The organism is Curvibacter sp. EU05-FHT14A10 (assembly GCF_058791075.1).
Genome location: NZ_JBYTDE010000024.1, coordinates 41,352 through 66,867 on the forward strand (window position 1 = coordinate 41,352; position 25,516 = coordinate 66,867).

Consider the following 25,516-nt stretch of genomic DNA (forward strand, 5'->3'; position numbering starts at 1 on the left):
TCTCAGCCTTCAGGGGTGGGGTTCATGAGCGCCACCGACACGGTGGCGTTGCGGCCGTCGGGGCCGCAGTGCTTGTGCTTTTCCAGCAACAGCGCCGGCGCGGGCGGGCCGGGCCAGCCGGCGGCCAGCAAGGCGGCTGCCTCGCTGACCGAGGGGGTGCCGGTGTAGTGGCGCACGGTCTCCGAAGGGTTGGGCACGGGCACGGCCGCCAGCACCTCGGGTGGGTGGAAGCGCAGCGCCCAGCCCTGCTCGGCCGCCAGCGCCAGCAGGCCAGCCTCGTCGGCCTTGAGGGTGATGCTGGCGGCGGCCTGCACATCGGCCCAGCCGGCGCCAGCCTGGGCCAGGGCCTGCTCCACCGCCTGGCGCAGCGTGGCCAGGCTGCAGCCCCGGTCGCAACCCAGGCCCAGCGCCACGGTGGGACGGTGTCTGGCGTGGTGTCCGGAGGGGTTCATGCACTCGCCTCCAGCGGTGGCCGGTACACCACCAGGCGCTCGCTCAGTTGGGCCCAGCGTGCCTCGTCCACCTCGGCATGGGTGACCCACAGCACGGCAGCAAAGCGGCTCAGGTCCACCGCGTCGAACTGGCTGAAGCAATGGATGTTGGCGGGCAGCGGCGTGGGCCGAGTCCACCAGTCGGGGCGTCCGGCCTCTTGCACGAAGGCGATGGGCTCGCCATTGACCACATGGGCCGACACGCGGGTGATGTTGATCTTGGGCGCCTCCACGCGCCAGCCCAGGTGCCGGCCCAGGATGTCGACCGGCAGGGTGCGGCCCACGTCGGAGGCGGTGGTGAGCACGGGGCGGGCCTGCAAGGCCTCGGCCACGCGCTCGCTCCATTCATTGGCGCCGCCCACATGGCCCGACAGCACCGGGATCACGTACTGGCCGGCATCGTCCACCACGATCACGCCGGGGTCTTCGTCCTTGCTGCGCAGGTGCGGCGCGATCAGGCGCACCACGGCGCCCAGCGAGACAAAGAACACCAGCTGGTCCCAGCCCTCGAACAGGGGGCCGATTTCGTCGCGCAGCGCGCCCTCGTAGGCGTGCACGCGATTGGGCAGGCCGGCAAACTGCGCGGCAAACTTGGCCGAGGTGCAGACGGCGGCCTGCGGCAGGGCCTGCGCCAGGCGGGCCGCCTGGCTGGCGCCGTGGCGGGTGATGGCGACCAGGCACAGGCGCACATCTTCGGCGGCCTGGGCCGGGGCCGACAGCACCACGGTGGGTTGAGCCTTGGCGTTGGGTTCGGTCATGGATGCTCCAGCATAGGGGGGATGGCAGGTGCGGGCGGGCCGCTCTTCTTGAGGCAGCCCTTGATGCGTTCGCCGCGCACGCGGCCCGGGTTTTTCAGCAGCAGCAGCGACAGGTAGCTGACCCGGGTACCGCGCAAGGCCAGCAGGTCGGGGCCAGACACCCGGCGCTCGTCGGGCGCGCCCACGCGCTCGATGAAATGCGCGCCTTCCAGCAGGCCGCGGCGCTGCAGCCAGTCGAGCAGCTCGTCGAGCAGGGGCTTGATCTTCATGAGCACCAGGGTGTCGAAGTCGGGCAGCAGGCGATCGACCGCGCTCAGGCCGTAGGCCGCGGGCACGATGGCCACGGTGTCGTCCTGCTCGGCAAAGGGCACCCCAGCCCGGGCACTGGCCGCGGTGAACGAGTTGACGCCGGCCAGCACCTGCACCGGCACTTCGGCGTCCAGCGCCTTCAGGGTGCGGGCCAGGTGGCCAAAGGTGGCATAGGTGCTGGCGTCGCCCTCCACCAGAAACAGCACATCGCGCCCAGCCTGCAGCCAGGGCAGCAGGGCTTGCGCGGCCTTGAGCCAGGCGCGGGCCAGCTTCTCGCCGTCGTGGGTCATCGGAAACAGCAGCAGGCTGTGCTGTTCGGGGGGCGTCAGGCCGGCGCGGGTGGCGATGTCGAGCGCGTAGCTGGGGGTTTTGCCGCTGCGGGCCGGGTAGGCCCAGGCCACGTCGCGGCGCTGCAGGGCGGCCCAGGCGGCACGGGTGATCAGGCCCGGGTCACCGGGGCCCAGGGAGACACCCCACAGGGTGCCGCGCCGAGGCTCCGCGGTCGATGCGGCAGACGGCAAACTCGTGGGCTCAGTCATTCAAGGCTTCCTCAGGGTGGGCACGCCGGGCGCAGACCAGCCACACCGGGTTCTCGGCGGCCATGCGGTGCATGTGCAGAATGGGTTTGCTGCGCGCGGCCTGGAGCTGCAGCACGTCCCAACTCAGGGTGCCGGGGGCGGCCTGGGTGCTTGCGGCCTTCAAGGCCGCGGTGGCGGTGGCCAGGTTCTCCAGGGTCACAAAATTCATCACCAGGTGGCCGCCCGGGCGCAGGCGCTGCAGCACCAGGGTGATCAGCTCGGCCAGCTCGCCGCCCGAGCCGCCGATGAACACCGCATCGGGGTCGGGCCAGTCGGCCAGGCCTTCGGGGGCGCGGCCCAGTTGCAGGCTGTAGTTGCTCAGGCCGGCGCGGGCGTGGTTGCGGCTGGCAATGGCATGGTCGGCCTCGTTTTTCTCGATGGCCCACACATGGCCGCGCCGGCACAGGCGCGCCGCCTCCAGCCCCACCGAGCCCGAGCCGGCCCCGATGTCCCACACCCTGCTGGCGGGTCGCAATTGCAGGCGGGCCAGGCTGACGGCACGCACCTCCTGCTTGGTGATCAGGCCCTTGTCGGGCTGGCGCTGCTCATAGGCGCTGTCGGGCAGGCCCAGGCATGAGGGCTGGGGCGCGGCCCGCAAGCGCCACAGCAGCACCACATTGAGCTCGGCAAAGCGCAGGGTGGCGGCCTGGGCCGGGCTGAGCTCGGTGTGCAGGCGCTCTTCGGCCTGCAGCAGGTTCTCGGCCACGGCCATCTGGTAGTCGTCGCCCAGGCCTTCGGCCAGCAACAGGCGGGCGATGCGGTCGGGGCTGTTGGCCGGGCTGGTCAGCACCAGCAGGCGGCGCTCGCCGCGCAAGGCCTGGGCCAGCGCGTACAGGCCGTGGCCGGGCGGGCTGCCCACTGCCCACTCGCCGGCGTCCGTGCCGTGCACCGAGACAATGCGGGCGTCCTGCCAGGCCAGGCCGATGCGGGCGCAGGCCAGTTGCAGGGTCGACAGGTTGGGCAGGATGTCGAGTGCCTGCACGCACAGGTGCTGCGCCAGGTAGGGCGCGATGCCGTGGCACAGCGGGTCGCCGGTGGCCAGCACCACGCAGGCCAGGTGGGCCTCGCGGGCCGCGCGCACCCAGCCGGGCACGGCCTTGAGCTGGCCGCCCAGATCGTGCAGCCGGGCCTGGGGCTTGAACTCGTGGCGCAGCAGGGCCAGGGTGCGGGCCCCGCCGATCACCACGTCGGCGGTGCGCAGATGGGCCAGCGCGGTGGCGCTGAGGCTGGCCACGCCGTCATCGAGCACACCGATCACGCGGCAGGGGTTGGGGTCTTTCTCGGGGGTCACGGAGCGGGGTCCTCGTTGGTGTCGGTGTCGTTGTCTTTGTCGGTGTCGAGCAGAAGGGCCCGGGCCGGAAGGGCCGGTCTCTCAGACGGGGGCAGCGCCGGGGGCGAGAGCACATCAGCCACCAATTGCCCGGCAAAGTCGCACACCAGCACGCGCAGCTGAAATGCGCGGCCATAGCGCTGCGGGTCGGTCAGGGTGTCGATGGCCGCCTGGGCCAGGGCCTGATGGAAGGCGGGGCCCAGGCCACGCTCCACCATCAGTTCGGCGCCGAAGCGGGCAGTCTCGGCCTGGGCCATGGCTTGGCAGTCGGCCTCGCTGGCGCCGATCTGGCGGCCGATCTGCGCCACCAGCTCGGTGTCGACCACGTTGCGGTTGGCATGGGTGATGGTTTCGCCCTGGGCGATCTTGGTGAGCTTGCCCACCATCACGCCCAACACCACCAGCGGCAGGCCCTGGGCCACCGCCTCGTCAAGCGCATAGCGCAGAAAGTCGCCCATCTGCACAAAGCTGGCGGCGGGCAGGCCGGGCTGCTCGGCGCGCAGGGTGGCCATGGCAAACGATTCGGTGCGGCCACCCGTGGTCAGCGCCACCAGGCCATGGCCCAGCGTGGCCGCCACCTGAACGCCCTGCACCACGCTGGCCCGCCAGGCGGCGGTGGAGTACGGCCGCACGATGCCGGTGGTGCCCAGGATGCTGATGCCGCCCAGGATGCCCAGGCGGGCATTGGTGGTCTTCTTGGCCATCTCCTGCCCACCGGGCACGCTGATGCACACCTCCAGCCCATGCTCGGCCAGCAGCGCCGGGGCCACCTCGCGCAGGTTGTCGGCGATGTTCTGGCGCGGCACCGGGTTGATGGCCGGGCCGCCCACCTCCAGGCCCAGGCCCGGCAAGGTGACCGTGCCCACGCCCTCGCCGGCGCGCCAGTTCAGCACACCGGCCTGGCCGGGCAGCACGCGCAGGTCCACCGTGAGGTGGGCGCCATCGGTGCAGTCGGGGTCATCGCCAGCAAACTTGACCACCATGGCGTGAGCGCTGACCGGGTCGCATCGCCCGTCGTGCACCGCAAAGCGCACCCGGTCGCCATTGGGCAGCAGGCTTTCCACCGCGTCGGGCACCTGGCCGCTCAGCAGGCCCTGCACGGCGGCGCGGGCCGCGGCCGCAGCGCAGGCGCCGGTGGTGAAGCCGGTGCGGGTGCCGCGGGGCGGGGTGCCCTTGCCCTCCATTTTGCTGTCCATCTTTGCTGCCATCACGCGGCCCCGGCGGCTTTCTGACGCGCCTCGGCCAGCGCCAGCAGGGCGTGCAGGGCCGCCACCACCAGGGTCGAGCCGCCCTTGCGGCCACGGATCACGATCCAGGGCACCTCGATCAGCTCAGCCATCAGGTCTTTCGATTCGGCCGCCGCCACAAAGCCCACCGGCATGCCCACCACCAGGGCCGGGCGAACGCCCTCCTCGCGGATCAGGCGCACCAGCTCGATCAGCGCGGTGGGCGCGTTGCCGATGCCCACGATGGCGCCCTGCAGCAGGCCCTGGCGATGCGCCTTGCGCATGGCCTGCACGGCGCGGGTGGTGTCCTGGGCGCGCGCTGCCTCGATCACGTCCGCATCGCTGATGAACTGGTGGGTGCGCATGCCAAAGTGGGCCAGACGCGGCTGCGAGAGGCCCGAGCAGATCATCTCGACATCGGCCACCACGGGCGTACCGCTGCGCAGCATGGCCTGCAGGCCGGCCTCCACCGCGCCGGGGTGAAAGTCGGTCAGGCCATTGAACTCGAAATCGGCGTTGGCGTGGATCATGCGGCGCACGATGGGCCACTGGCCCGGGTCGTACGCGTGTGGGCCCACCTCGGCGTCGATGATGGCAAAGCTGTCGTGCTCGATGGCCTGGCCGGCGCGGGTGAGCTGCTCGGTGACGGTGTTGACGGTGCTCATGCGGGCTGGGTCTGTGGGGCCTGTGCTGTGGCTACGGGCGCGTGAACATGAACGGGCGCCGGTGCATGGGTGTGCTCATGCGAATGCCCATGGCCCATGTCGTGCGCGATCTCGCGGTAGCTGCAGCCGTCGCAGGGCAGGCGGCTGTCAGGGGTGCCGGCCAGCAGATCGAGGGCGCGCTGCTCCAGCAGCTCGAAAATCTCGGGCTCGAAGCCAAAGTGCGTGCTGCAGGCCAGGCGCAGCTGCGGGTACTGGCCACGCAGGTGCTGCACCTGTCGGTGGATGCGCTCCATCAGCGTGCCGGTGTACAGGTAGTAGGGCAACACCACGATCTGCCCCATGCCCAGCAGCACCTGGCGTTGCACCACGCGCTCCAGTCGCGGCCAGGTGATGCCGGTGAAGGCCAGGTCGACCAGTTCGTGGTCGCCCTCCTCCAGCAGCCAGCGCGCCATCTTGGCCATGTCGCCATTGGCACCCCGGTCGGACGAGCCCCGCCCCAGCACGATCACGCCGGTGCTGCGCGGGTCGGGCATGTCCAGGCCCAGCATGGCCTGGCGCAGGCGCCGCTTGAGGATGGCCAGGATGGGGTCGCAGGCCGTGAGGTGGGGCGCCAGCAAAATCTGGCTGCCGGGGCAGTGGGCGCGGGTGTGCTCGATGGCTTCGGGGATCTCCATCTTCACGTGGCCGGCGGCGTTCAGGATCAGCGGCAGCACCAGCACCCGGCGCCCGCTTTGCGCGGCGCGCAGCAGGCCGTCGTGCAGCGAGGGCGAGGCAAACTCGATGAAGCACACCTCGATGCGCCACGGCGGTCGGCGCGCGCGCCACTGGGCCACGAAGTCGAGGATCTCGGTGTTGCCGGCGGCCTCTCGCGAGCCGTGGCCGACCAGCAGCACGGTGTCCTCTGAGGTGATGGTAGTGAGCTTGTTCATGCCGTGGCCTTTCGAAAGCGGTGGGTGAAGGTGGGGTCGTAAAGCTTGGAGCGGGCCAGCGTCTCCCAATCGGCGGCGCCCAGCGTGGGGCTGGCCACCACCATGGCCTGGCTGACGATGCCGGCCTCGCGGCAGCGCTGCTTGATGTCGGCCAGGGTGCCGCGCACGATGCGCTCCTGGCCCGGCCAGCTGGCCTTGTGCACCACCAGCATGGGGGCATCCTCGGGCCAGCCGGCGGCCCGCAGGCCGGCTTCGATCTTGTGCATCAGGGTGATCGACAGAAAGATGCACAGCGTGCTGCGGTGCGCGGCCAGCGCAGCCAGGTCTTCGCCCTCGGGCATGGGGGTGCGGCCTTCGACCCGGGTCAGGATCACGGTCTGCGTGACCTCGGGCAAGGTCATGGCCTCGCCGGCGGCCGCCATCGAGGCCATGGCCGACGACACGCCGGGCACCACAGCCCAATCGATGCCCAGCGCGGTGAGCGGCCGGGTCATCTCGATCAAGGCACCGTACAAGCTGGGGTCGCCGGTCTGCAGGCGCACCACGGTGGCGTGGCGAGCCGCCTGCTCGGACAGCCAGTCGCTCATCTGCTCCAGGGTCATGTCCTTGGAGTCGCGCACCAGGCAACCCGCCGGGGCGTACAGGGTGACGGCCTGGTCGACCAGCGAGCCGGCAAACAGCACGGCCCCGGCCTGGGCCAGCAGACGCTGGCCCTTGAGGGTGATCAGCTCGGGGTCGCCCGGGCCGGCCCCCACAAACCAGACCTTGCCCAAGGGTCGCGATGCGGGCAGTGGGGCTTCAGTCATGGGCATTCGAGGTCACCAGATCACAAGAGGCGGCCTGCCGCAGCAGGCCGAGCAGCGCTTCGTGGCTGCGGGGTGGGTCGGTCTCGGGCAGCAGGCCCCGGCCTTGCAGGGCCTGGTGCAACTCGAGCACGCGGGGCAAGGGCTGGCCCAGGCGGCGCCAGCCTGCCGCCTGCCCCGGCAGCTCGGTGGCGGGCAGCGAAGCGGTGCAGCGGCCGGCCTGCATCAGGTGCAGGTGGTCGGCCCAGGCGTAGGCAAAGTCGATGTCGTGGGTGGACAGCAGCACGGTCACGCCGCGCGCCACCAGGCCGTCGAGCAAGGTGGTCAGCGCCAGCTGCATCGGGGCGTCCAGGCCGGCCATGGGCTCGTCGAGCAACAACACCTCGGGCTGCATGGCCAGCACGCCGGCCAAGCACACACGCTTCTTCTGCCCAAAGCTCAGCTGGTGCACTGGGGCCAGGGCCTGCTCACTCAGGCCCACATCGGCCAGGGCTGCACGCACGCGCTCGCGTACCGTGGCCTCGTCCAGCCCCAGGTTGAGCGGGCCATACGACACGTCTTCAAACACCTGGGCCGAGAACAGCTGGTGCTCGGGGTTCTGGAACACCAGCCCCACGCGCTGGCGCAACGCGCGAAGGCCGGCACGGCTGGCGTCCAGCGGCTGGCCATCGAACACGATCTGGCCCGCACTGGGCCGCAGCAGCCCATTGAGTTGCTGCAGCAAGGTGGTCTTGCCGGCGCCATTGGCGCCCAGCAGCGCATGGCGGCGCCCACGGGCCAGGCGCAGGCTGCAGTCGTGCAGGCCCTGGGGGCCGTCGGGGTAACGGAAGCCCACGCCCTGCAGTTCAAAGACTGGCCATGCCGTCCTCATGGCAGGCCCCAGGTCACCAACAACAGGCCCAGCGAGGCGAACGCCGCCAGCCCGACATCGCGCCGCGCACGAGGGTAGGCCGGTGGCAGAAAGCGCAGCCCAGCCCCGCCGCAGCGCGCCTCGGCGCTGGCCTGCAGCACCCGGGCGCGCTGCCACAGTTGCACGGCCTGGTGGCCCAGCAACAAGGCGATCGAGCGCACGGCCTGGGCCCGACTCGCGTAACCGAGGCGGGCACGCTGGGCACGGCTGGCCTCATGGAACAGCGCCAGGGCCACAAACAGCAGGCGGTGGCACAGCACCATCAGCTCCAGCAGCAAGGCGGGCACCCGCAGGCGGCGCAGCAGGGCCATCAGATCGGGCAGCGGCGTAGTCAGCGCCAGGCCCAGCAAGGCCGCCAGCGAGGCCAGCGCCCGCGCACTGGTGCGGGCCGACAAGGCCAGGGCGTCAGGCGCCAGCTGCAAGGCCGGCAGCCCAGGGCCATTCCAGCCCAGCGACACCGCCATCGATGCGGCCGACAGGCCCAGAAAGCCCAGCGGTGCCCAGGCCGCGCGCAGATAGGCACGCCAGGACACGCCAGCCCCAAGCAGGCACGCAGTGACCAGGGCCGCCGTGCAGCCCAGGGCCCGCCCGGGCGTGGCCGCGCCCTGGGCGGCAGCCAGACCGGCCAGCGCCCACAAGCCCTTGGCGGCCGGCGACACGCCCTGCCAGCGGTTGGCGTAGGCCCAATGTTCAATCAACATGGCGGATCAGGGCTTGGGGAGTGCAGGGTCTGTCGGGCGATCCTGGGCCGGGGGCTGGATCTGCCGTGCAGCACGCTCACGCGCCACGGACAGCCCCAACCAGAACCCGATCACCCCGGCGCCCAATGCGGCCTGCAGCGCAAACAGCAGCGAGGCGATCTCGTTGCTGGCCGGCTCAAGCACCGGGCTGAACCAGGGCTGGTAATGCGGCGCCAGTTGCGCAATGGCCTGCTGGGCTTGGGCGTCGGCCCCGCCAAAGTGCTCGGCCAGCGCCGCCGCATCGGTGGGCTGGGCCACCCAGCACAGCGGCAAGGCGGTGAGCAGCACCACACCGGCCAGCAGCATCAGGTTGCGACGGCTCATGCTTCCACCCCGCGCCGGGTAAACAAGGGCAGGCCCTGCAGCTCTGCCGCATTGAAGCGGGCCATGGCATTGACCACCAGCACAGTGAGCAAGCCTTCGCTGATGGCCAACGGGATCTGCGTGAGCGCGAAGATGCCGCCGAACTTGAGCAGCGAGGCGGCCATGCCGCCGACCGCGTCGGGAAAGGCCCAGGCCAGTTGCACCGAGGTGCACAGGTAGGTGGCCAGGTCCCCCAGGCAGGCAGCGCCAAACACCGCACCCGAACGCCCCAGGCCGCAGGCGCGGGCCAGCCGGAACACGCCGTACGACACCAGCGGCCCCACGATGCCCATCGAGAACAGATTGGCCCCCAGCGTGGTGAGGCCGCCGTGGGCCAGCAGCAAGGCCTGGAACAGCAGCACCACCAGCGCAATCGGCACCATCGCTGCCGGCCCGAACAGCATGGCGCCCAGGCCCACCCCAGTGGGGTGCGAGCAACTGCCGGTGACCGAAGGCAGCTTGAGTGCCGACAACAAAAAGGCAAAGGCCGCGCTCACGCCCAGCAGCATGCGCTGCTCGGGCTGCGCCTGCACGCTGCGCTGCATGGAGCGCAGGCCCCAGATCACAAAGGGTAAAGAGGCGGCTGACCAGCCCAGCGCGTGCGCTGGCGGCAAAAAGCCTTCCATGATGTGCATTCGAATCCTCCCGTCGAATGGTTCCTGTCAAGGCACCACGCGGAGGATGAAAAAGGCGGCCAGACGCCCGCAGGCGAGCCGGGGCATGTTGGCTGCAATCTTCCCGTCACCCCGGGGAATGGTGCTGGCGCTTTTTCGGGCCGGTATTCTGGCTCGCCTTCATCCTTCTCCGCACCTTCCCGTGTCATGCACAGTGGTGTGTTGGCGGAGTCGTCTGGCTTACAGCAGCGGGGGCTGCGCCGGAATGGCCACACAGGGTTGTTGTGCGGCGTCACCGGCTTCCCGTTTAACGTGCCCCCTGAAGAGGTCACGCACCCGAAGCGGCGATCTTAACTGCAGAAACCCGCAGATCATGAGGCCACTCGAAAATCGATTTCAAGGCCCGGGAAGGGGCGCAGGTGCGCCGACAGGACTTCGCCATGTGCCAGTCGCACCGTGGCGCCAGGGGGGCCGCCGCTGGCGTCAGCAAGTGCAGGCGGCAGGTAGACTGCGGCCATGAAATCAATCAGCCGCGCCCAAGCCGAGCACATCGGCGAGATCCTGGCCGACGTGGCGCGCACCGAGATCATGCCAAGGTTCTCTGGCACGCAGTCGAACCGGGTTCGCGAAAAAACGTCGGCCTTCGACATCGTGACGGACGCCGATGAGGCGGCCGAACGTGAGATCACGGCGCGCCTGCGCAAGGCCTACCCCTCGGCATTGATCGTCGGAGAAGAGGCCACGGGGCGGGATCCGGGTTTGCTGACCCAAATGGCGACTGCCGACCTGGCGTTCATCATCGACCCGATTGACGGAACGAAGAATTTTGCGTCGGGCCTGCCGCTGTTTGGGGTCATGGTGGCTGCGACGGTGCGGGGTGAGGTGGTGATGGGGGTCATCCATGACCCGGTCTGCCAGGACACCTCATTCGCGGTGCGCGGAGAAGGGGCCTGGAAGCAAGGGCCGGGGCGGCCGCCGACCTCGCTCAAGGTCGCCGAGACCGTGCCCCTGGCCGAGATGCAAGGCGTGGTCGGGACCAATTTCCTGCCCGAACCCCTGCGAACGACCGTGGCACGGAACCTGTCTCGTCTGGCACTCAATTTCTGGTTGCGGTGCGCTGCTCACGAGTATCGAATGATTGCGGACGGCCATTGCCACCTGCTGGTCTACAACAGGCTCATGCCTTGGGACCATGCGGCGGGCTGGCTGTTGCACCACGAGGCGGGCGGGTACAGCGCCCGGTTCGATGGCAGCCCTTACCTGCCAACACACACCAGCGGCGGTCTGATCCTGGCCACCGATCGACACGCCTGGGAACTCATCAGGGACGCCCTGCTGGGTGCGCCCTTGTAGCGTGATCGCCGGGTCAGGCCATTGCCAGACCCGCGCAGCGGCCAAACCAGGCGCTGGCTTGCGGCCCTCAGGCCAGCGCCACCACCCGATTGCGCCCCTGGTGCTTGGCCTGGTAGAGAGCCTGGTCACTGCGATCGATCATCGATTCGGCCGCGGTCGGGCCTTCGGTGGGTATGCTGGCATGCACGCCGATACTGATCGTCACCGGGATGCTCACCCCATTGACCACCATGGCCAGATCGCCCACGGCACGACGGATGTCCTCAGCCACCGCCCGGGCGCCCTCGATCGTGGTGGCGGGCAACAGGGCCAGAAACTCTTCACCGCCAAAACGCGCCAGCATGTCGGCACTGCGCAAGCGGGTCTGGGCCCGCTGCGCCACCTGGCGCAGCACCTCGTCACCCACCAGGTGGCCATGCTGATCGTTGACAACCTTGAAATGATCGATGTCGAGCATCAGCAGGGCCAGAGGACTGTGACGCCGCCGGGCCAGGGCCAGGTGGTGGTCCAGGAGCTCCATCAGGGCAAGGCGGTTGTAAAGACCGGTCAGGCGATCGTGGCTGGCCAGCTCATGCTGCTGGCTGACGGCATGCTCCATCTGCATCAGGACAAAGCCCATGCTGTTGAGCAGCAACACCGCCAGAACGGCAAAGTAGGTGACCACCTGCACCTGGGTCGGTACGTTGAACTGGATGTCCCAATCCGAGGCGCCGAGCATCGAGCCCGTGCGCGCCACCAGCGTGACGAAGAGCAGCGATGCCCCCACGATCACCACCCAGCGGCCCGTGAGGCGGCGCCCATGCAGGCCGGGCGCCCAGGCCTGCGACAGCAACACGAGCGCCAAGGCGGCCTGCAGGCCCGCCACCCACACGTTACGCCAACGATCGTCATGCAGCAAAGCCACGGCCGCGACCATGTTCAGCCCCGCCGGCAACCACACCACCCAGCGCGGCAAGGTGTCGCAACGGCCCCGCTGGAAGGCCATCAGCGCCAGGGTGTGGATGACCAGGCTGAGCGCTGTCAAGGCATTGGTCAACACGATGGACAGGCCTGGCCAGCCCGCGTCTCGCAGACCGAACGCCGGGTAGGACAGGGCATTCACGACCAGGCCCAGGCCCCAAAGCGACAGGCCCCTGTGCAGGCGGCTGCCCCAGGCCACGGCCAGCACGGCACCGGCAAGCACGCCACTGGTCAGGATGAGCGCCATGAGCAAGGTCGGCAGATGCAGGGTCATGAATCGGTCGTCTGTGTTTGAAATTGACTCTACACCGAAACCGGGTGCGCCGGCCTGCGGCACAACTGGGCACCAGCAACTGATCGGCTCAGGCGGCCTCGAAGGAAAACCCGCCATGGCTCAGCAGTTCAACGCAGATATCAGCGGCCTGGGGGTCATAGATCCGGCCAGGGCCGCCTACCGCCCCAGGCCCACTCGGTAGTGGCGGTCCAGGCTCATGGCCTCGACCACGGCCAGGACCCGAGCCCCAAACAGGTGCACAGCAACAGAACCAGAAAACGCCAACGGACACTGAGCGAAGCAATCGGCGACACCATGGACAAGCCTCCGGTCTTTGACAGGCAGTACGCCCAGCAGGGCACTCAAAGTGCTCCGGCCAGCCGGCCGGGGCGCCTTTCAGGCCGACGCCCGAACCCACTCCCTCGCTTCGGCCAGGGTCGCAAACAGCAGGATCGGCGGCATTTGGGTGATCTGGTCGTACTTTCGGGCCATGGCGATGATCACCGGGTCCACGGTGACGGCCAGGATGCGGTATTTGGGATTCACGAAGGTGGCCCCGATGTTGATGGCAGCCGTGTCCACAATGCCGCCCTCGCCCATGGTGAAGGCCTCGGTCTCCGAAAAATCGTTGATGGTGTAGCGGATGTTCTCGAAGCGCGGGTCGCTGTGGAACTGGCCCACGGACGACAGAAATTCTTCAGCCGTGACGATGCCCCAGAAACGTTTGTGGATACCTTGGGGTTCGCGGATGATTTCGTAGGGCATGGTCTGGAAACTGCAAATCTGATCGTCTGGACGCCATAAATTCGCCCATCGGTCGCTATTTGACCATGAACGGACAAGGGGCAGGCGCCCCCGCCCTTCAACCGTCGATCAGCGCCGGATCCCAGGCAAACACCGTCTGCTGCTGCGTGCCGAGTTTCTCGATGCCCAGCGTCATCACATCCCCCGGGCGAAGGAACTGCGGGGCCGGCTTTTTGCCCATGCCCACGCCGGGTGGGGTGCCGGTGGTGATCAGGTCGCCGGGCTCCAGGGTCATGAAGCGGCTCAGGTAGCTGACCAACTGGGCCACGGTGAAGATCATGGTGCGGGTGTGGCCGGTCTGCTGGCGCTGGCCGTTCACATCCAGCCACAGGGCCAGGTCTTGCGGATCGCCCACCTCGTCGGCACTGACCAGCCAGGGGCCGATGGGGCCGAAGGTGTCGCAGCCCTTGCCCTTGTCCCAGGTGCCGCCGCGCTCCAGTTGGTATTCGCGCTCGGAGATGTCGTTGATGGTGCAGTAGCCGGCCACATGCTTCAGTGCATCCGCTTCGCTGACGTAGCGGGCGCGGCTGCCGATCACCACGCCCAGTTCCACCTCCCAGTCGGTCTTGACCGAGCCCTGGGGCAGCACCACGGGATGGTGGCAGCCCACCGCGCTGTCCACGGTCTTGGTGAAGACGATGGGCTCTTGCGGAATGGGCATGTTGGCTTCGGCCGCGTGGTCGGCGTAGTTGAGGCCGATGGCGATGAACTTGCGCATGCCGGTCCAGGGCACGGCCAGGCGGCCTTGGGGCACCACGGGCAGGGTGTTGGGATCGAGGCTGGCGAGTGCGGCCATGCCGGTGGGCGACAAGGTGGCCGGGCCGATGTCGGCCAGCACCGCGCTGAGGTCACGCACGGTGCCGTCGCTGTGCAGCAGGCCGGGTTTCTCTTGGCCTTTGGGGCCGTGGCGAAGCAATTTCATGAACAGGGTTCCGCGTGAAGGGTGAAAGAAAGCTCAGTTCGACCAGCCGCCATCGATGACCTGGGCGGTGCCGGTGGTGAAGGACGATTCGTCACTGGCCAGGTAGACCGCCAGGGCCGCGATCTCTTCGGCCCGGCCCAACCGGCCCAGGGGCTGGCGTTCCACAAAGCCGGCCTCGACCTGGGCCAGCGACTGGCCGCTGGCCTGCGCCTGGGCCTGGATGCGCTCCTGCAGTGAAGGCGACATCACGGTGCCGGGGCAGATCGCATTGCAGCGGATGCCCTGGCCCACGAAATCGGCCGCCACCGACTTGGTCAGCCCCACCACGGCGGCCTTGGTGGTGCCATAGACAAAGCGGCGCGGCGCGCCCTTGATGCTGCCGGCCACCGACGACACATTGATGATGGAACCCCGCCCCTGCGCCAGCATGCCGGGCAGGAAGGCGCGGATGGTGCGCCATTGCGAGCGCACGTTGAGGTCAAACGCAAAGTCCCACTCTTCATCGGTGCAGTCCAGCAGGGTGCCGGCGTGCACAAAGCCTGCCCCGTTGAACAGCACGTCCACCGGGCCCAGCTCGGCCGCGGCGGCCTGCACGGCCTCGCTTCGGGTCACGTCCAGCACGCGGGTGATGCAGCCGATCTGCTGCTGCAGCGAGGTCAGGGCCTCGGGGTTGATGTCGGTGGCGATCACACGGGCGCCCTCGGCAGCGAAGGCCACGGCGGTGGCGCGGCCGATGCCCTGGCCGGCGGCGGTCAGAAAGGCGGTCTTGCCTGCAAGTCGTTGGGTCATGGGGGACAGATCCTCGGGTTGGATGGAGGGGGGCCGGGTTCAGATCACCTTGCCGGGGTTGAGCAGGCCTTGTGGGTCCAGGGCCTGTTTGAGGGATTGCATCAGGGCGATTTCGGCCGGGCTGCGCGCATGGCCCAGCCAGGCGCGCTTGAGCGTGCCGATGCCGTGCTCGGCCGACACCGTGCCGCCGTACTCGCGCACCAGCCCATAGACAATGCCGTCGACCAGGCTCTTGGGCTGTTCGGCCACGCCCGCCTGGTGCACGATGATGTGCAGGTTGCCATCACCCACGTGCCCGTAGAACAGGGTGCAGGCGTTGGGAATGCGCGCCTGCAAAGCCTGGCGGCAGCGGCTCACGTAGTCGTCCATGCGGGCCACGGGCAGGCCGACGTCGAAGGCCAGATGGTGGGGCAGTTGGGGGTGCAACTCGCCCGTGGCGTCACGCACGGCCCAGAAAGCCTTCACATCGGCCAACGACTGGGCCAGGGCCGCATTGGGCAGCACGCCGGTCTCCATCAGGCCGGCCAGCCAGGCCTCGAAGCGTGGCGCGTCGTGGGCTTCATCGGTGCCCAGGGCTTCGACCAGCACATAGGCGCCGTGCGGGCTGTTGTCGCCCTGCAGGGGGTTGCGCACCCCAGGCACCCGGGTGGTGGCGAACTGCCAGTACTCGGGCCACATCACCTCGAAAGCCGAGAGCAACGGCCCCAGGTTCTGGCGCGCCGAGTTCAGCAAGGTGAGCACCCCGGCGTAGTCGCGCACCGCGCACATCGCCACCAGGGTGGAGGCCGGCTTGGGGTACAGGCGCAGCACCACGCGGGTGATCACCCCCAGCGTGCCTTCGCTGCCGATGAACAGGTGCTTGAGGTCAAAGCCTGCGTTGTTCTTGATCATCTTGTTGAGGCTGGTGATCACCGTGCCATCGGCCAGTACCACCTCCAGGCCCAGCACCATCTCGCGTGCCATGCCGTAGCGGATCACGCGGTTGCCGCCGGCATTGGTGGCCAGGTTGCCGCCGATGCTGCACGAGCCGCGGGCCCCCAGGTCCAGCGGGCAAAAAAAGCCCGCCTCGGCCGCCGCCTGCTGCACCGCCTCCAGCGGGGTGCCCGCCCGCACCGTGAGGGTGGCCGCGGCCGGATCGATCTCCTCGATGCCCACCAGGCGCTCCAGCGACAGTGCGATCTGCGATCCACTGGCCCGGGCGCCGCCGCACAGGCCGGTCAGGCCACCCTGCGGGACCACGGCCACCCCATGCTGGCGGCACAGGCGCAGCGCGGCCGCCACACCCGCGGTGTCGGCCGGTCGCAGCACGGCCAGGGGTCGACTGGGTTGCAGGCCGCTGTAGTCGTTGTGATTGCGCTCTGGCGCCTCGGCACCAACCAGCACGGCCTGGGGCCCCAGTTCGGCCTGCAGGGCGGCCATCAGGGCCGGGGGAAGGGTTGCTGCGGTCATGACCATCTCCATCAGCGGGGTCATGGCCTCAGGCGGTGAACCAGCGCAGCGGCGCCAGCACGGTCTGGGGGAAAGCCACCATGATGAACATCACCACAAACTCGGCCACCATGAAGGGCCAGACCCCGCGGGTCACCTCGTCCATCTTCATGCGCCCTACCCCGGCCACCACGTTCAGGATGGTGCCCACCGGCGGGGTGATCAGGCCGATCGAGTTGTTGATGATGAACAGCACGCCAAAGTAGATCGGGTCGATGCCGGCGGCCTTGATCACGGGCATCAGCACCGGGGTCATGATCAGGATGGTGGGGGTCATGTCCATCGCCGTGCCGACCAGCATCACCAGCACCATGATGGCCACCAGCAGCAGGGTCTGGTTGCCCATGAAGGGCTTGAGCAACTCGACCATCTGGGTGGGCAGGTTGGCCACCGTGATCAGCCACGACGACACCATGGCCGCCGCCACCAGGAACATCACCACCGAGGTGGTCTTGGCCGCCGTGGTGAAGATGGGCAGCAGCGCCGACAGGGGCAGCTCGCGGTAGATGACCGTGGCCACGAACAGCGAGTACACCGCCGCCACCACGGCCGCTTCGGTGGGCGTGAACACGCCCATGCGCAGGCCCACGAGGATGAACACCGGCAGCGTCAACGCCCAGACCGACTCGCGTGCGGCGCGCCAGATCTCGGCCTGGGTCTTCTTCTCGGGCAGGGCCAGTTGCTCCTTGCGGCCCACCCACCACCAGGTGAGGGCCAGGCCGGCCCCGATCATGATGCCGGGGAAGATGCCCGCGATGAACAGCTTGCTGATCGACACGTTGGCGGCCACGCCGAAGATCACAAAGCCGATGCTGGGGGGGATGATGGGGCCGATCACCCCTGAGGCGGCGATCAGGCCGCCCGACACGTCTTTCTTGTGCCCGGCCTTGACCATCATGGGCAGCAGCAGCGCCGTCAGGGCCGCCGCATCGGCCACCGCCGAGCCCGACAGGGACGACAGCAGGCAGGCCGCCAGGATCACCACGTAGCCCAGCCCCCCCTTCACATGCCCCACCAGGGCCAGCGCGAAGTTCACGATGCGCTGGGACAGCCCCCCCACGTTCATGATCTCGCCCGCCAGCATGAAGAAGGGCACGGCCAGCAGCGGAAAGCTGTCGGCCCCGTTGATGAAGTTCTGCGCCAGGATCTGGGCGTCGAACAGGTCCAGCTGCCACATCAGGCCCACGCCACTGGCCAGCAGGGCGTAGGCAATCGGAATGCCCAGGGCCATGGCGCCCACCAGGCCGCCCAGAAAAATCAATACGGTCATGTTTCAGTCTCCGGTGTTGTTCTTGGTCTTGTCTGCATCGCGCCAGCTCAGCGGCCCGCGTGCGGCAGGGGCTTGTCGCCCAGGGGGGAATGGCTGGCGCCGTGGCCGGCGGCGTTCTCACGCGCCAGCTCGGCCTGCAGGGCCTCCAGCTCGCCCTGCTCCTCGGATTCCTTAATCATCACCAGCTCGGCCTCGCTGAGCTGGCCGGTCAGCACGCGCAGCAGCTGCAGCACGATGAGGCCGGCGGCACACACCGAGAACACCACCCCAGAGGCATAGAAGATGGCCGTGGACGCACCGGTGACCGGGGCTTCCACGTCCCAATTGATCACGGTCTGCTGCCAGCTGCCCTGAAAGAACAGCCAGGTGATGTAGAGCATCAACACCTGCCCCAGCACCATGCAGACCTTCTTGCCCGCCACCGGCAGTCGCGAGACCAGCATGTCGGTGCCCAGGTGGGCGTTCTCCTTGATGGCGCTGACGGCGCCCAGGAAGGTGATCCAGACGAAGAGCCAGCGCGACAGCTCTTCGCTGATGGCAATGCCCGAATTGAAGGCGTAACGCAGCACCACGTTGCCGAACACCAGCACCACCATGACGGCCAGGGCCAGCGCGATGAGCAGGTTGATGAACCGGCAGTACCGGTCGATGAGGGTATTGAGCATGTTGTTGTCTCCTTCGGTGGCTGGGCCACCATGGCGGTTTTTGAGTTCAATCGTCTCGTCTGGCCAGCTTCACAGCGCCCAACTCACAGCGCCCCGCCCTGCAGCAAACCGCGGGCGGCCAGGTTGGCGATGAAGGCACGCAGGCCGAAGCGCCAGGGGGCGGCGCTTTCGCTGTGCGTCACGCGGTTGTGCAGCGCCCCCAGCCAGCGGCTCTGGATGGTGACCACATCGCCCAGTTGGTGGGTGAACCCCCCGCCCGGCTGGTCCCGGTCTTCGATGGGGGCAAACAGAGTGCCCAGGAACAGCATGAAGCCGTCGGGGTACTGGTGGGCGGCCAGGGTCTGGGCCACCAGATCGACCGGATCGCGGCTGATGCTGGCCATGGTGTTGATGCCACGCAGCTCAAAGCCATCGGGCCCGGCCACGCGCAGGTTCACGGTCTCCTGGCGCACCTGGTCCAGGCCGAATCCGGCATCGAAGAGTCGGATGAAGGGCCCGATGGCACAGGAGGCGTTGTTGTCCTTGGCCTTGCCCAGCAACAGGGCGCTGCGGCCTTCGATGTCGCGCAGATTGACGTCGTTGCCCAGTGTGGCGCCCACGATGTCGCCCCGGCTGTTGACGGCCAGGACCACCTCGGGCTCGGGGTTGTTCCAGGCCGAATCGGCGCGGATGCCGATGTCCTCGCCCGTGCCCACCGAGGCCAGTACCGGGGCCTTGGTGAACACCTCGGCGTCGGGGCCGATGCCCACCTCCAGGTACTGCGACCACAGGCCTTTGTCCTGCAGCAGGGCCTTGAGGGCCATGGCCTGCTCCGAACCGGGCCGGATGTCGGCCAGGCTCTCGCCGATCAGGCCCACCACCTGGCTGCGCAGGCCCTGGGCGCGGCTGGCGTCACCGCGGGCCTGCTCTTCGATCACGCGCTCGATCAGGCTGGCGGCAAAGGTCACACCGGCCGCCTTGATCACCTGCAGATCGCACGGGGCCAGCAACCAGGGCCCCTGGCTGTCACGGGCACCAAGCTGGCTGTTGCCCAGCAGGTCGGCCACGCTGCACACCCGCTGACCGGGTGCCTCGCGCACGGCCTGGGCAGGGTTGGGCGCATCGAGCAAGGTGCTCATGGTGGGAAAGCGCCGGCTCAGGTCGAACACGCCCTCGGGGCGCAATGCCACCACGGCCGGGCCAGGCAGTTCGCCTGGGAAGGTGGCGGGGCGCCAGATGCGCCCCACCAGGGTGCCGGCCAGGCCGTCGTCGGGAAGAATCTGGGCGTGCGTGACCGCACCGTCCACCGCAGCTGCGGTGGACGTTGTGTTGGAACTCATGGCGGAATCCTTGAAAACGTCAGTGGTTGTGGCGCGGGGTGTGCTCGGAGATCCGGCGGTAGTCCAACGCAAAATCCAGCGTGGCACCGTCCACGAGTTGGCCGGTCTTCTCGCGGTACAGCGCCTCCCAGGGCGACTGGCTGCGGGGCACAGGCGGCGGGGGCAGTTCGCGGCGGCGGCGCTCGATCTCTTCGGGTGCCACCAGGGCATCGCAGCGACCGGTGTTGAGGTCGATGCGCAGCCTGTCGCCGCTTTGCAGCCAGCTCAAGCCACCGCCCACCGCGCTCTCGGGCGAGACATTGAGGATGGACGGGCTGTCGGCCGTGCCGGATTGGCGTCCGTCGCCCAAGGTGGGCAGGGTGTTGATGCCGCGCCGGATCAGGGCATCGGGCGGCTGCATGTTGACCACCTCGGCCGAGCCAGGCCAGCCGATGGGGCCGGCACCACGCATCACCAGGATGCAGCCCTCGTCGATGTCGAGGGCGGGGTCGTTGATGCGCGCGTGGTAATCGTCAGCCCCCTCGAACACCACGGCGCGGGCCTCGAACACGCCCTCCTGCCCGGGCTGGTTCAGGTAGCGCTGACGGAAGGCCTCAGAGATCACCGAGGTCTTGAGGATGCCGAAATCAAACAGATTGCCCGCCAGCACCAGGAAACCAGCCTTCTGCATCAAAGGTTGGGCGAAGGGGTAGATCACCTCGCGGTCGCGTGTTTCGCGGCCTTGCAGGTTGGTGGCGATGTTTTGGCCGCTCACGCTCAGGCAATCGCCATTCAGGCGGCCGGCCTGCAACAGCTCCCACATCAGGGCCGGCACCCCGCCGGCACGAAAGAAGCGCTCGCCCAGAAACTGGCCTGCAGGCTGCATATTGAGCAGCAGCGGCAGGTCATAGGCGTGCTGGGTCCAGTCCTGGGCATGCAATTCGACACCGGCGTGCCGCGCCATGGCCATGATGTGCACCTGGGCGTTGCTGGAGCCGCCTGCCGCGCTGACCACTGCCAGCGCGTTGAGGAAGCTCTCGCGGCTCAGGATGCGTGACGGGCGCAGGTCCTCATAGGCCATCTCGACGATGCGCCGCCCGGTCTCGTAGGCCATCTGGCCGCGTTCGCGGTAAGGCGCCGGGATGGCGGCGCACCCTGGCAGCGACAGGCCCAGGGCCTCGGCCACCGCATTCATGGTGGAGGCCGTGCCCATGGTGTTGCAATGGCCGGCCGACGGGGCACTGCTGCAGGCGCGCTGCAGAAACTCTTCTTCATCGATCTCACCGGCGGCCAGTTGGCGGCGGCTGCGCCAGATCACGGTGCCCGAGCCCACCAGCTCGCCGTCGTGCCAACCGTCGAGCATGGGGCCACCCGACAGCACGATGGCGGGAATGTCCACGGTGGAGGCGGCCATGATGCCGGCCGGCGTGGTCTTGTCGCAGCCGGTGGTCAGCACCACGGCATCGATGGGGTAACCGTACAGGGTCTCGACCAGCCCCAGGTAGGCCAGGTTGCGGTCCAACGCAGCCGTGGGGCGGCGGCAGTTCTCGAAGATCGGGTGCACCGGGAACTCCATCGGGATGCCGCCGGCATCGCGAATGCCGTCACGTACCCGCTTGGCCAGATCCAGGTGGATGCGGTTGCAGGGCGACAGATCGCTGCCGGTCTGGGCGATGCCGATGATGGGGCGGCCCGAGCGCAACTCTTCGGGCGTGAGCCCGTAGTTCATGAAGCGTTCCAGGTAGAGCGCGGTCATGTCCGAGCGTTCGGGGTCGGCAAACCACTCACGCGAGCGGAAGGGGCGCTGGGGCTTTTTGTCCATGGCGTACAGCAAGAAATAGAGACGAAACACCGGGGCCCGGCGCCAGGCTCAGCCCGCGCACCGGCCCCGACAAGGGATGGCGCCTTACTTGGCGGTGCCGCGCACCTTGGCCAGTTCTGCGTTGAGTTCGCCCGTGGTCTCTTCACCAAACTCCTTGGCGTACTTGGCCAGCACCGGCTGCAATTTGGTGCGCATCTTGGCCTGCTCGGCCGCCGGCAGCTCGGTCACCTGCATGCCCACCTTCTTGAGCTCGCCCAGGGCCTTGTCGCCAAAGGCGCGGATGGTCTTGCGCTCGTACAGCGTGGCCTCGCGGGCCGCGTCCTGCACGATCTTCTGCTCTTGTGCCGAGAGGCCGTCCCAGGTCTTCTTGGACATCAGCAGGGCCCAGGTGCTGTACATGTGGCGCGACAGCACCATGTGCTTCTGCACTTCGTAGAACTTGCTCGACAGGATGGTGGCTGAGGGGTTCTCCTGCCCATCCACCGCGGCCTGTTCCATGGCCGAATACAGCTCGGTGAAAGGCATGGGCGTGGCGTTGGCGCCGAGGGCGCTGAAGGTGTCAAGGAACAGCGGGCTCTGGATCACGCGCAGCTTCAGCCCCACCAGGTCATCGGCCTTGGTGATGGGCCGGCGCGAATTGGTCACGTGGCGAAAGCCGTTCTCCCAATAGCCCAGTCCCACCAGGCCTTTTTCAGGCAGCTTGGCGAGCAGCTTCTGGCCAAAGGGGCCATCCAGCACGGCATCGGCCTCTTGCTCATTGTTAAAGGTCAGGGGCAGGTTCAGCACACCGAAGGGCTTGATCAGCGACATCAGGGTGGAGGTGTCGGGCACCGTCATCTCGAGGGTGCCGCCGCGCAGCGCCGAGGTCATGCTGACATCGTTGCCCAGCGAGCCGCTGGCATAGAGCTTGGCCACCAGCTTGCCGCCGCTCTTGGCCGACAACTGCTCGGCAAAGTACTTGACCGCCAGGGCCTGGGGGTGGTCTTCGTTGAGGCCGATGCCCACCTTGAACACGTGGTCCTTGATCTGGGCCGAGACCGGGGCGGCCAGAGCGGCCAGGATCGTGGCCGCCAGGGCCAGGGCTTTGAATTGCATGAATGTCTCCGAATTTGGAATGTCTGGACCACGGCGGATCAGGCCACCGGCAGCAAGGAATCTCTGATGGATCCTCTCGATGCAGGCGAGAGATTAGGTAGTCAAGGCCCCTGGGTCCACTGACTTTTTTGCTAGCATCCATTCCAAATGCTGATGAGTCCAGACCCGATTTCGGGTAAACCCCTATCGCTGGCCCAGGCCTGTGCCCGCCTGCGCTTTCGCCATCTGCAGTTTCTGGACATCCTGGGCCAGACCCGCAACCTGCGCCTGACGGCCGAGCAGATGCACATCACCCAGCCCGCAGCCACCAAGATCCTGATGGACATCGAAGAGATCCTGGAAGCGCGCCTGTTCGAACGCCTGTCGCGCGGCATGCGGCCCAACGAACTGGGCCTGTTCACGCTGCGCTATGCCGCCAGCGCGCTGGCCGGGCACCGCAAGTTTGTGGATGAATTCAATGCCCTCAAACAGGGCGGTCATGGCCACCTGTCGATCGGCGCGATCACGGGCTCGGCAGCCCATGTGCTGATCGCCTCGGTGGCCGAGATTCAGCGCCTGCGCCCCCTGCTGGTGCTGAAGGTGCTGGAGCAAAGCAGCGACCAGTTGGTGGTGTGGCTGGCCGAGCGCAAGATCGACCTGATGATCGGTCGCTTCACCGATGAATCGCAGCGCAGCCAGTTCCACTACGAGCGCCTTTCGGATGAACCGCTGCAAGTGGTGGGTGGCCTGCATCACCCGCTGCGGGGCGCGCGTGAGCTGGACATGGCCGAGCTGTCGCACTGGCCCTGGATCCTGTACCCCGCCTCCACCGCGGTGCGCAAAGTGTCGGACGACATCTTCGGTCGCAACGGCCTGGCCCTGACCTCAGGGGTGGTGGAAACGCCCTCTTTCCTGTTTGCACTGGAGATGATGCAGACCACCGACATGCTGTCGCTGCAGCCCACCGCCTTGGTCAAGCGCTACATCGACAAAGGCCTGCTGGCCCGCATCCCCGTCGACCTGCCCGACCGCATGCCCGACTACGGCATGCTGACCCGCCTGGGCGAGACCCCCACGCCGGCGACGCTGGCCTTCATGGCGGTGTTGCGGCAGATGGCCGGGCCGGCTGGCCATGGCAGACCAGCCTCGGATTCATGAAATGCTCTGGCGCAAATGCTGCAAGCGCTGGCGTGTTCGTGCCAAGCTAGGAGAACGTTCAGCCGCTCGCTCTGCACACCATGCTGTTCTAACCCAATCACACAACAAGTTGTTGTAGCCAATCCCCTGACTGGCCATAGCGCCCTTTTCCTTCACCAAGTCCTGACGCACCCGACGGGGGGCCTGTTTGGCCAAGCTCAACAAATGTGCTTTGGGGTCAGGTAATTCATCAGGGGCGGGTGGGAATTTGCCGCTGGATCCAATCAATTGGCGCATTCCCTCATGGTCAGCAAGCAACCAGGATTCGACTTCTCGCACAGCGATGCGCATCCATAGCTTGGGCGGTATCGGATCTGTTCCCAGCCAATCCTGACGCATGGCCACAGGACAGGCCAATTGATCCAGATCGGTCAACAAAAGAACATACCGTCTCCTGGCAAGCTCTTTCCAGCTGGCAACTTTGGATCGCAGATAACCGAATCCGCTTCGCCCCAATAATTGAACATCCTGCGCAGGAATGCCGACCTCGCCCAACAATCGAAGGCCAACCGCTTCACTGAGGACATCCTCAGTCACCAAGGAAAGGACCGTCACTGCCACAGCCCCAGTTGATCAACATGAGTCGGGCGGGTCTTGGGCAGCACGACTTCGGCCACCGAAAAGCCCGCCTCCATGGCATCCGCCTCGTCGTTGCCCAGCGTTCGGCCTGTCGTCCCTTGAGACCCCGTTTCCAGCAGGACCACACCGCGCCCGTCAATGCCAGGATTGCTCAACAAGGCTTCACTGTGGGTGCTGAGCACGATCTGTCTTCTGTTTTTGCGATCACGCTGCAAACGCTGAAGGATGAGAGGGATTTCCTTGACGATGGCGTCATTCAGAGAAATCTCCGGCTCTTCAAGCAACAACAGAGATGAGCCATCCAGCAAGGACCACAGCAAGCCCAGGAGGCGCAGAGTACCGTCTGAAAAATGCTCTTCATTCTGCCAACCTGCATTCGGCCGATGATGGGCATACAGAGCCTGCAAATGGGGGTGTCCCAACTCGTCCTTGACGAACCTCAATTCTTCAAACTGAGGAACGGCCAGCTTCAAGGCTTTGCCAATCTTGGTCAACCGGGCGGTCCGTGTCCTTTCCGGTGTTCTGGCTACGCGCTCAAGAAATCCCTGACCAAAGGGATCATCTTCAATTCGTTGACCACCCAGTTTCTCCGAATATTTCAGTAACTGCGGCACCAGATGGAGGTAAGTGATCGCACCAAAAAAATCCGGCAATTCACGGAAATCACTGTTGGCAGCAATTTGCTCCAGCCGGGTCTGTGTCAACAACATCGGATCGCTCTGGTCATTCCGATCCGGGCGGCTGAACAGAAGTGTATGACCACGCCATACCTCCTCTTTGGAAATCAAGATTCGCTGAGCACCTTTGCCCTCAGGTTTGAAACCAAGGCTGTAACGCCACTCAGAAGGTGCATCCGGGGAAGAGGCCAGCTCAATCTCAATTCGCACCTCCGGATCACGCCGCGCGTGAAGACAACGCAGTTTGCTGATACCACCTCGATCTGCCACGGCAGTTTGCAATCCCCCGCCCTTGGGCTTGCTCACGTCACGAAGGAAGCGCAACGCATCCAATAAATTAGATTTACCAGATGCATTGGGACCCAACAGATACGTAACGTCCCGCAAAGGAATGTCCAATTCCCGGAAATTGCGCCAATTCTTGAGTTTGATTCGGGTGACCAGCATGTCCAGATCCTCGACGGCAATTCACCCGCACTGTGCGGGGTGAAGCCGTCGAACGAGACTGTACACGCCCTGCAAGAAGAATTCAGTTATGAAAACAGTCGCCCCTTCAGCCCGCCCGCTCCAGCATGGCCTGCAGCAGCACGTTGCAGCCGGCGGTGATGTGCTCGGGTTTGGCGTCTTC

Annotated in this window: 27 protein-coding genes and 1 riboswitch; of the genes, 2 read left to right on the forward strand and 25 right to left on the reverse strand. The window is 67.2% G+C overall.

Features of this window, described 5'->3' with window-relative positions; genetic code table 11:
* Positions 1-2: 2 nt before the first annotated feature.
* The 13 genes from AC3WUT_RS27665 to AC3WUT_RS27725 form a co-directional block, all read right to left on the reverse strand.
* Positions 3-452: a cobalamin biosynthesis protein gene (locus tag AC3WUT_RS27665; RefSeq protein ID WP_492350278.1), complete on the reverse strand. Its 450-nt coding sequence runs from the start codon at positions 450-452 to the stop codon at positions 3-5.
* A complete protein-coding gene (locus AC3WUT_RS27670) occupies positions 449-1,249 on the reverse strand; it encodes a cobalamin biosynthesis central domain-containing protein (RefSeq protein WP_492350279.1) in 801 nt (266 codons plus the stop codon). The genes AC3WUT_RS27665 and AC3WUT_RS27670 overlap by 4 nt, the downstream gene beginning before the upstream one ends.
* The gene (cobI, locus tag AC3WUT_RS27675) at positions 1,246-2,097 is read right to left on the reverse strand and encodes a precorrin-2 C(20)-methyltransferase (protein WP_492350280.1); all 852 of its coding nucleotides are present in this window, start codon (positions 2,095-2,097) and stop codon (positions 1,246-1,248) included. The genes AC3WUT_RS27670 and cobI overlap by 4 nt, the downstream gene beginning before the upstream one ends.
* Positions 2,090-3,427, reverse strand: a complete 1,338-nt coding sequence (gene cbiE / locus AC3WUT_RS27680) for a precorrin-6y C5,15-methyltransferase (decarboxylating) subunit CbiE (protein WP_492350281.1) — start codon at positions 3,425-3,427, stop codon at positions 2,090-2,092. The genes cobI and cbiE overlap by 8 nt, the downstream gene beginning before the upstream one ends.
* A complete protein-coding gene (locus AC3WUT_RS27685; RefSeq protein WP_492350282.1) occupies positions 3,424-4,662 on the reverse strand; it encodes a cobalt-precorrin-5B (C(1))-methyltransferase in 1,239 nt (412 codons plus the stop codon). Before AC3WUT_RS27685 ends, cbiE begins: the two co-directional genes overlap by 4 nt.
* Positions 4,663-4,673: 11 nt before the next feature.
* A complete protein-coding gene (locus tag AC3WUT_RS27690) occupies positions 4,674-5,357 on the reverse strand; it encodes a precorrin-8X methylmutase (protein ID WP_492350283.1) in 684 nt (227 codons plus the stop codon).
* Positions 5,354-6,286 (reverse strand): sirohydrochlorin chelatase, encoded by a 933-nt coding sequence (locus AC3WUT_RS27695; RefSeq protein ID WP_492350284.1) that lies wholly within the window; start codon positions 6,284-6,286, stop codon positions 5,354-5,356. The genes AC3WUT_RS27690 and AC3WUT_RS27695 overlap by 4 nt, the downstream gene beginning before the upstream one ends.
* Positions 6,283-7,092 (reverse strand): precorrin-4 C(11)-methyltransferase, encoded by an 810-nt coding sequence (cobM, locus tag AC3WUT_RS27700; protein ID WP_492350285.1) that lies wholly within the window; start codon positions 7,090-7,092, stop codon positions 6,283-6,285. The genes AC3WUT_RS27695 and cobM overlap by 4 nt, the downstream gene beginning before the upstream one ends.
* Positions 7,085-7,960 carry an energy-coupling factor ABC transporter ATP-binding protein gene (locus tag AC3WUT_RS27705; protein WP_492350286.1) on the reverse strand — a complete coding sequence of 292 codons (876 nt, stop codon included), beginning with the start codon at positions 7,958-7,960 and terminating at the stop codon, positions 7,085-7,087. Before AC3WUT_RS27705 ends, cobM begins: the two co-directional genes overlap by 8 nt.
* Positions 7,957-8,700, reverse strand: coding sequence for an energy-coupling factor transporter transmembrane component T family protein (locus tag AC3WUT_RS27710; RefSeq protein WP_492350287.1), 744 nt, complete (start codon positions 8,698-8,700; stop codon positions 7,957-7,959). Before AC3WUT_RS27710 ends, AC3WUT_RS27705 begins: the two co-directional genes overlap by 4 nt.
* 6 nt (positions 8,701-8,706) lie before the next feature.
* Positions 8,707-9,063, reverse strand: a complete 357-nt coding sequence (locus tag AC3WUT_RS27715) for an energy-coupling factor ABC transporter substrate-binding protein (protein ID WP_492350288.1) — start codon at positions 9,061-9,063, stop codon at positions 8,707-8,709.
* A complete protein-coding gene (locus AC3WUT_RS27720) occupies positions 9,060-9,737 on the reverse strand; it encodes an energy-coupling factor ABC transporter permease (protein ID WP_492350289.1) in 678 nt (225 codons plus the stop codon). The genes AC3WUT_RS27715 and AC3WUT_RS27720 overlap by 4 nt, the downstream gene beginning before the upstream one ends.
* 121 nt (positions 9,738-9,858) lie before the next feature.
* A riboswitch (cobalamin riboswitch) is annotated at positions 9,859-10,071 on the reverse strand.
* A 16-nt stretch (positions 10,072-10,087) separates the two neighbouring features.
* Complete coding sequence (locus tag AC3WUT_RS27725) at positions 10,088-10,234, reverse strand: hypothetical protein (RefSeq protein ID WP_492350290.1); 147 nt, start codon at positions 10,232-10,234, stop codon at positions 10,088-10,090.
* On the opposite strand from AC3WUT_RS27725, the gene AC3WUT_RS27730 reads away from it, so the two are divergent.
* On the forward strand, positions 10,233-11,069 hold the full coding sequence (locus AC3WUT_RS27730; protein ID WP_492350291.1) for an inositol monophosphatase family protein: 837 nt from the start codon (positions 10,233-10,235) through the stop codon (positions 11,067-11,069). The two genes, AC3WUT_RS27725 and AC3WUT_RS27730, sit on opposite strands and share 2 nt — an antisense overlap.
* A 67-nt stretch (positions 11,070-11,136) precedes the next feature.
* Here AC3WUT_RS27730 and AC3WUT_RS27735 read toward each other — a convergent pair whose 3' ends face one another.
* The 10 genes from AC3WUT_RS27735 to AC3WUT_RS27780 all read right to left on the reverse strand — a co-directional run bounded on the left by AC3WUT_RS27735 (position 11,137) and on the right by AC3WUT_RS27780 (position 22,456).
* On the reverse strand, positions 11,137-12,303 hold the full coding sequence (locus AC3WUT_RS27735) for a GGDEF domain-containing protein (protein WP_492350292.1): 1,167 nt from the start codon (positions 12,301-12,303) through the stop codon (positions 11,137-11,139).
* A 396-nt stretch (positions 12,304-12,699) separates the two neighbouring features.
* Positions 12,700-13,068, reverse strand: a complete 369-nt coding sequence (locus AC3WUT_RS27740) for a hypothetical protein (RefSeq protein ID WP_492350293.1) — start codon at positions 13,066-13,068, stop codon at positions 12,700-12,702.
* 97 nt (positions 13,069-13,165) lie between these two features.
* On the reverse strand, positions 13,166-14,029 hold the full coding sequence (locus tag AC3WUT_RS27745; RefSeq protein WP_492350294.1) for a fumarylacetoacetate hydrolase family protein: 864 nt from the start codon (positions 14,027-14,029) through the stop codon (positions 13,166-13,168).
* A 33-nt stretch (positions 14,030-14,062) separates the two neighbouring features.
* The gene (locus AC3WUT_RS27750) at positions 14,063-14,818 is read right to left on the reverse strand and encodes an SDR family oxidoreductase (protein WP_492350295.1); all 756 of its coding nucleotides are present in this window, start codon (positions 14,816-14,818) and stop codon (positions 14,063-14,065) included.
* 39 nt (positions 14,819-14,857) lie between these two features.
* Positions 14,858-16,267, reverse strand: a complete 1,410-nt coding sequence (locus AC3WUT_RS27755) for an FAD-binding oxidoreductase (RefSeq protein ID WP_492350296.1) — start codon at positions 16,265-16,267, stop codon at positions 14,858-14,860.
* A gap of 28 nt (positions 16,268-16,295) precedes the next feature.
* Positions 16,296-17,576, reverse strand: coding sequence for a TRAP transporter large permease subunit (locus AC3WUT_RS27760; RefSeq protein ID WP_492350297.1), 1,281 nt, complete (start codon positions 17,574-17,576; stop codon positions 16,296-16,298).
* A gap of 47 nt (positions 17,577-17,623) precedes the next feature.
* Positions 17,624-18,241, reverse strand: a complete 618-nt coding sequence (locus AC3WUT_RS27765; RefSeq protein WP_492350298.1) for a TRAP transporter small permease — start codon at positions 18,239-18,241, stop codon at positions 17,624-17,626.
* Between the two features lie 83 nt (positions 18,242-18,324).
* Complete coding sequence (locus AC3WUT_RS27770) at positions 18,325-19,560, reverse strand: fumarylacetoacetate hydrolase family protein (protein ID WP_492350299.1); 1,236 nt, start codon at positions 19,558-19,560, stop codon at positions 18,325-18,327.
* 19 nt (positions 19,561-19,579) lie between these two features.
* Positions 19,580-21,361 (reverse strand): IlvD/Edd family dehydratase, encoded by a 1,782-nt coding sequence (locus tag AC3WUT_RS27775; RefSeq protein ID WP_492350300.1) that lies wholly within the window; start codon positions 21,359-21,361, stop codon positions 19,580-19,582.
* Positions 21,362-21,445: 84 nt separating this feature from the next.
* Entirely contained in the window at positions 21,446-22,456 is a 1,011-nt protein-coding gene (locus AC3WUT_RS27780; protein ID WP_492350301.1) for a TRAP transporter substrate-binding protein, read from the reverse strand.
* A 153-nt stretch (positions 22,457-22,609) separates the two neighbouring features.
* Here AC3WUT_RS27780 and AC3WUT_RS27785 point away from each other — a divergent pair, with 153 nt between their 5' ends.
* On the forward strand, positions 22,610-23,593 hold the full coding sequence (locus tag AC3WUT_RS27785; protein WP_492350304.1) for a LysR family transcriptional regulator: 984 nt from the start codon (positions 22,610-22,612) through the stop codon (positions 23,591-23,593).
* On the opposite strand, the gene AC3WUT_RS27790 is transcribed toward AC3WUT_RS27785, so the two are convergent.
* The gene (locus AC3WUT_RS27790) at positions 23,588-24,187 is read right to left on the reverse strand and encodes a hypothetical protein (protein ID WP_492350302.1); all 600 of its coding nucleotides are present in this window, start codon (positions 24,185-24,187) and stop codon (positions 23,588-23,590) included. The two genes, AC3WUT_RS27785 and AC3WUT_RS27790, sit on opposite strands and share 6 nt — an antisense overlap.
* Positions 24,184-25,335, reverse strand: coding sequence for an AAA family ATPase (locus AC3WUT_RS27795; RefSeq protein WP_492350303.1), 1,152 nt, complete (start codon positions 25,333-25,335; stop codon positions 24,184-24,186). Before AC3WUT_RS27795 ends, AC3WUT_RS27790 begins: the two co-directional genes overlap by 4 nt.
* Positions 25,336-25,516 lie beyond the last annotated feature (181 nt).

Excerpts from the sequence above, each read along its gene's own strand:
- AC3WUT_RS27665 (WP_492350278.1), bottom strand. The coding sequence starts at position 452 with ATGAACCCCTCCGGACACCACGCCAGACACCGTCCCACCGTGGCGCTG.
- AC3WUT_RS27670 (WP_492350279.1), bottom strand. The coding sequence starts at position 1,249 with ATGACCGAACCCAACGCCAAGGCTCAACCCACCGTGGTGCTGTCGGCC.
- cobI (WP_492350280.1), bottom strand. The coding sequence starts at position 2,097 with ATGACTGAGCCCACGAGTTTGCCGTCTGCCGCATCGACCGCGGAGCCT.
- AC3WUT_RS27685 (WP_492350282.1), bottom strand. The coding sequence starts at position 4,662 with ATGGACAGCAAAATGGAGGGCAAGGGCACCCCGCCCCGCGGCACCCGC.
- AC3WUT_RS27690 (WP_492350283.1), bottom strand. The coding sequence starts at position 5,357 with ATGAGCACCGTCAACACCGTCACCGAGCAGCTCACCCGCGCCGGCCAG.
- AC3WUT_RS27695 (WP_492350284.1), bottom strand. The coding sequence starts at position 6,286 with ATGAACAAGCTCACTACCATCACCTCAGAGGACACCGTGCTGCTGGTC.
- cobM (WP_492350285.1), bottom strand. The coding sequence starts at position 7,092 with ATGACTGAAGCCCCACTGCCCGCATCGCGACCCTTGGGCAAGGTCTGG.
- AC3WUT_RS27705 (WP_492350286.1), bottom strand. The coding sequence starts at position 7,960 with ATGAGGACGGCATGGCCAGTCTTTGAACTGCAGGGCGTGGGCTTCCGT.
- AC3WUT_RS27710 (WP_492350287.1), bottom strand. The coding sequence starts at position 8,700 with ATGTTGATTGAACATTGGGCCTACGCCAACCGCTGGCAGGGCGTGTCG.
- AC3WUT_RS27715 (WP_492350288.1), bottom strand. The coding sequence starts at position 9,063 with ATGAGCCGTCGCAACCTGATGCTGCTGGCCGGTGTGGTGCTGCTCACC.
- AC3WUT_RS27720 (WP_492350289.1), bottom strand. The coding sequence starts at position 9,737 with ATGCACATCATGGAAGGCTTTTTGCCGCCAGCGCACGCGCTGGGCTGG.
- AC3WUT_RS27730 (WP_492350291.1), top strand. The coding sequence starts at position 10,233 with ATGAAATCAATCAGCCGCGCCCAAGCCGAGCACATCGGCGAGATCCTG.
- AC3WUT_RS27725 (WP_492350290.1), bottom strand. The coding sequence starts at position 10,234 with ATGGCCGCAGTCTACCTGCCGCCTGCACTTGCTGACGCCAGCGGCGGC.
- AC3WUT_RS27735 (WP_492350292.1), bottom strand. The coding sequence starts at position 12,303 with ATGACCCTGCATCTGCCGACCTTGCTCATGGCGCTCATCCTGACCAGT.
- AC3WUT_RS27740 (WP_492350293.1), bottom strand. The coding sequence starts at position 13,068 with ATGCCCTACGAAATCATCCGCGAACCCCAAGGTATCCACAAACGTTTC.
- AC3WUT_RS27745 (WP_492350294.1), bottom strand. The coding sequence starts at position 14,029 with ATGAAATTGCTTCGCCACGGCCCCAAAGGCCAAGAGAAACCCGGCCTG.
- AC3WUT_RS27750 (WP_492350295.1), bottom strand. The coding sequence starts at position 14,818 with ATGACCCAACGACTTGCAGGCAAGACCGCCTTTCTGACCGCCGCCGGC.
- AC3WUT_RS27755 (WP_492350296.1), bottom strand. The coding sequence starts at position 16,267 with ATGACCGCAGCAACCCTTCCCCCGGCCCTGATGGCCGCCCTGCAGGCC.
- AC3WUT_RS27760 (WP_492350297.1), bottom strand. The coding sequence starts at position 17,576 with ATGACCGTATTGATTTTTCTGGGCGGCCTGGTGGGCGCCATGGCCCTG.
- AC3WUT_RS27765 (WP_492350298.1), bottom strand. The coding sequence starts at position 18,241 with ATGCTCAATACCCTCATCGACCGGTACTGCCGGTTCATCAACCTGCTC.
- AC3WUT_RS27770 (WP_492350299.1), bottom strand. The coding sequence starts at position 19,560 with ATGAGTTCCAACACAACGTCCACCGCAGCTGCGGTGGACGGTGCGGTC.
- AC3WUT_RS27775 (WP_492350300.1), bottom strand. The coding sequence starts at position 21,361 with ATGGACAAAAAGCCCCAGCGCCCCTTCCGCTCGCGTGAGTGGTTTGCC.
- AC3WUT_RS27780 (WP_492350301.1), bottom strand. The coding sequence starts at position 22,456 with ATGCAATTCAAAGCCCTGGCCCTGGCGGCCACGATCCTGGCCGCTCTG.
- AC3WUT_RS27785 (WP_492350304.1), top strand. The coding sequence starts at position 22,610 with ATGAGTCCAGACCCGATTTCGGGTAAACCCCTATCGCTGGCCCAGGCC.
- AC3WUT_RS27795 (WP_492350303.1), bottom strand. The coding sequence starts at position 25,335 with ATGCTGGTCACCCGAATCAAACTCAAGAATTGGCGCAATTTCCGGGAA.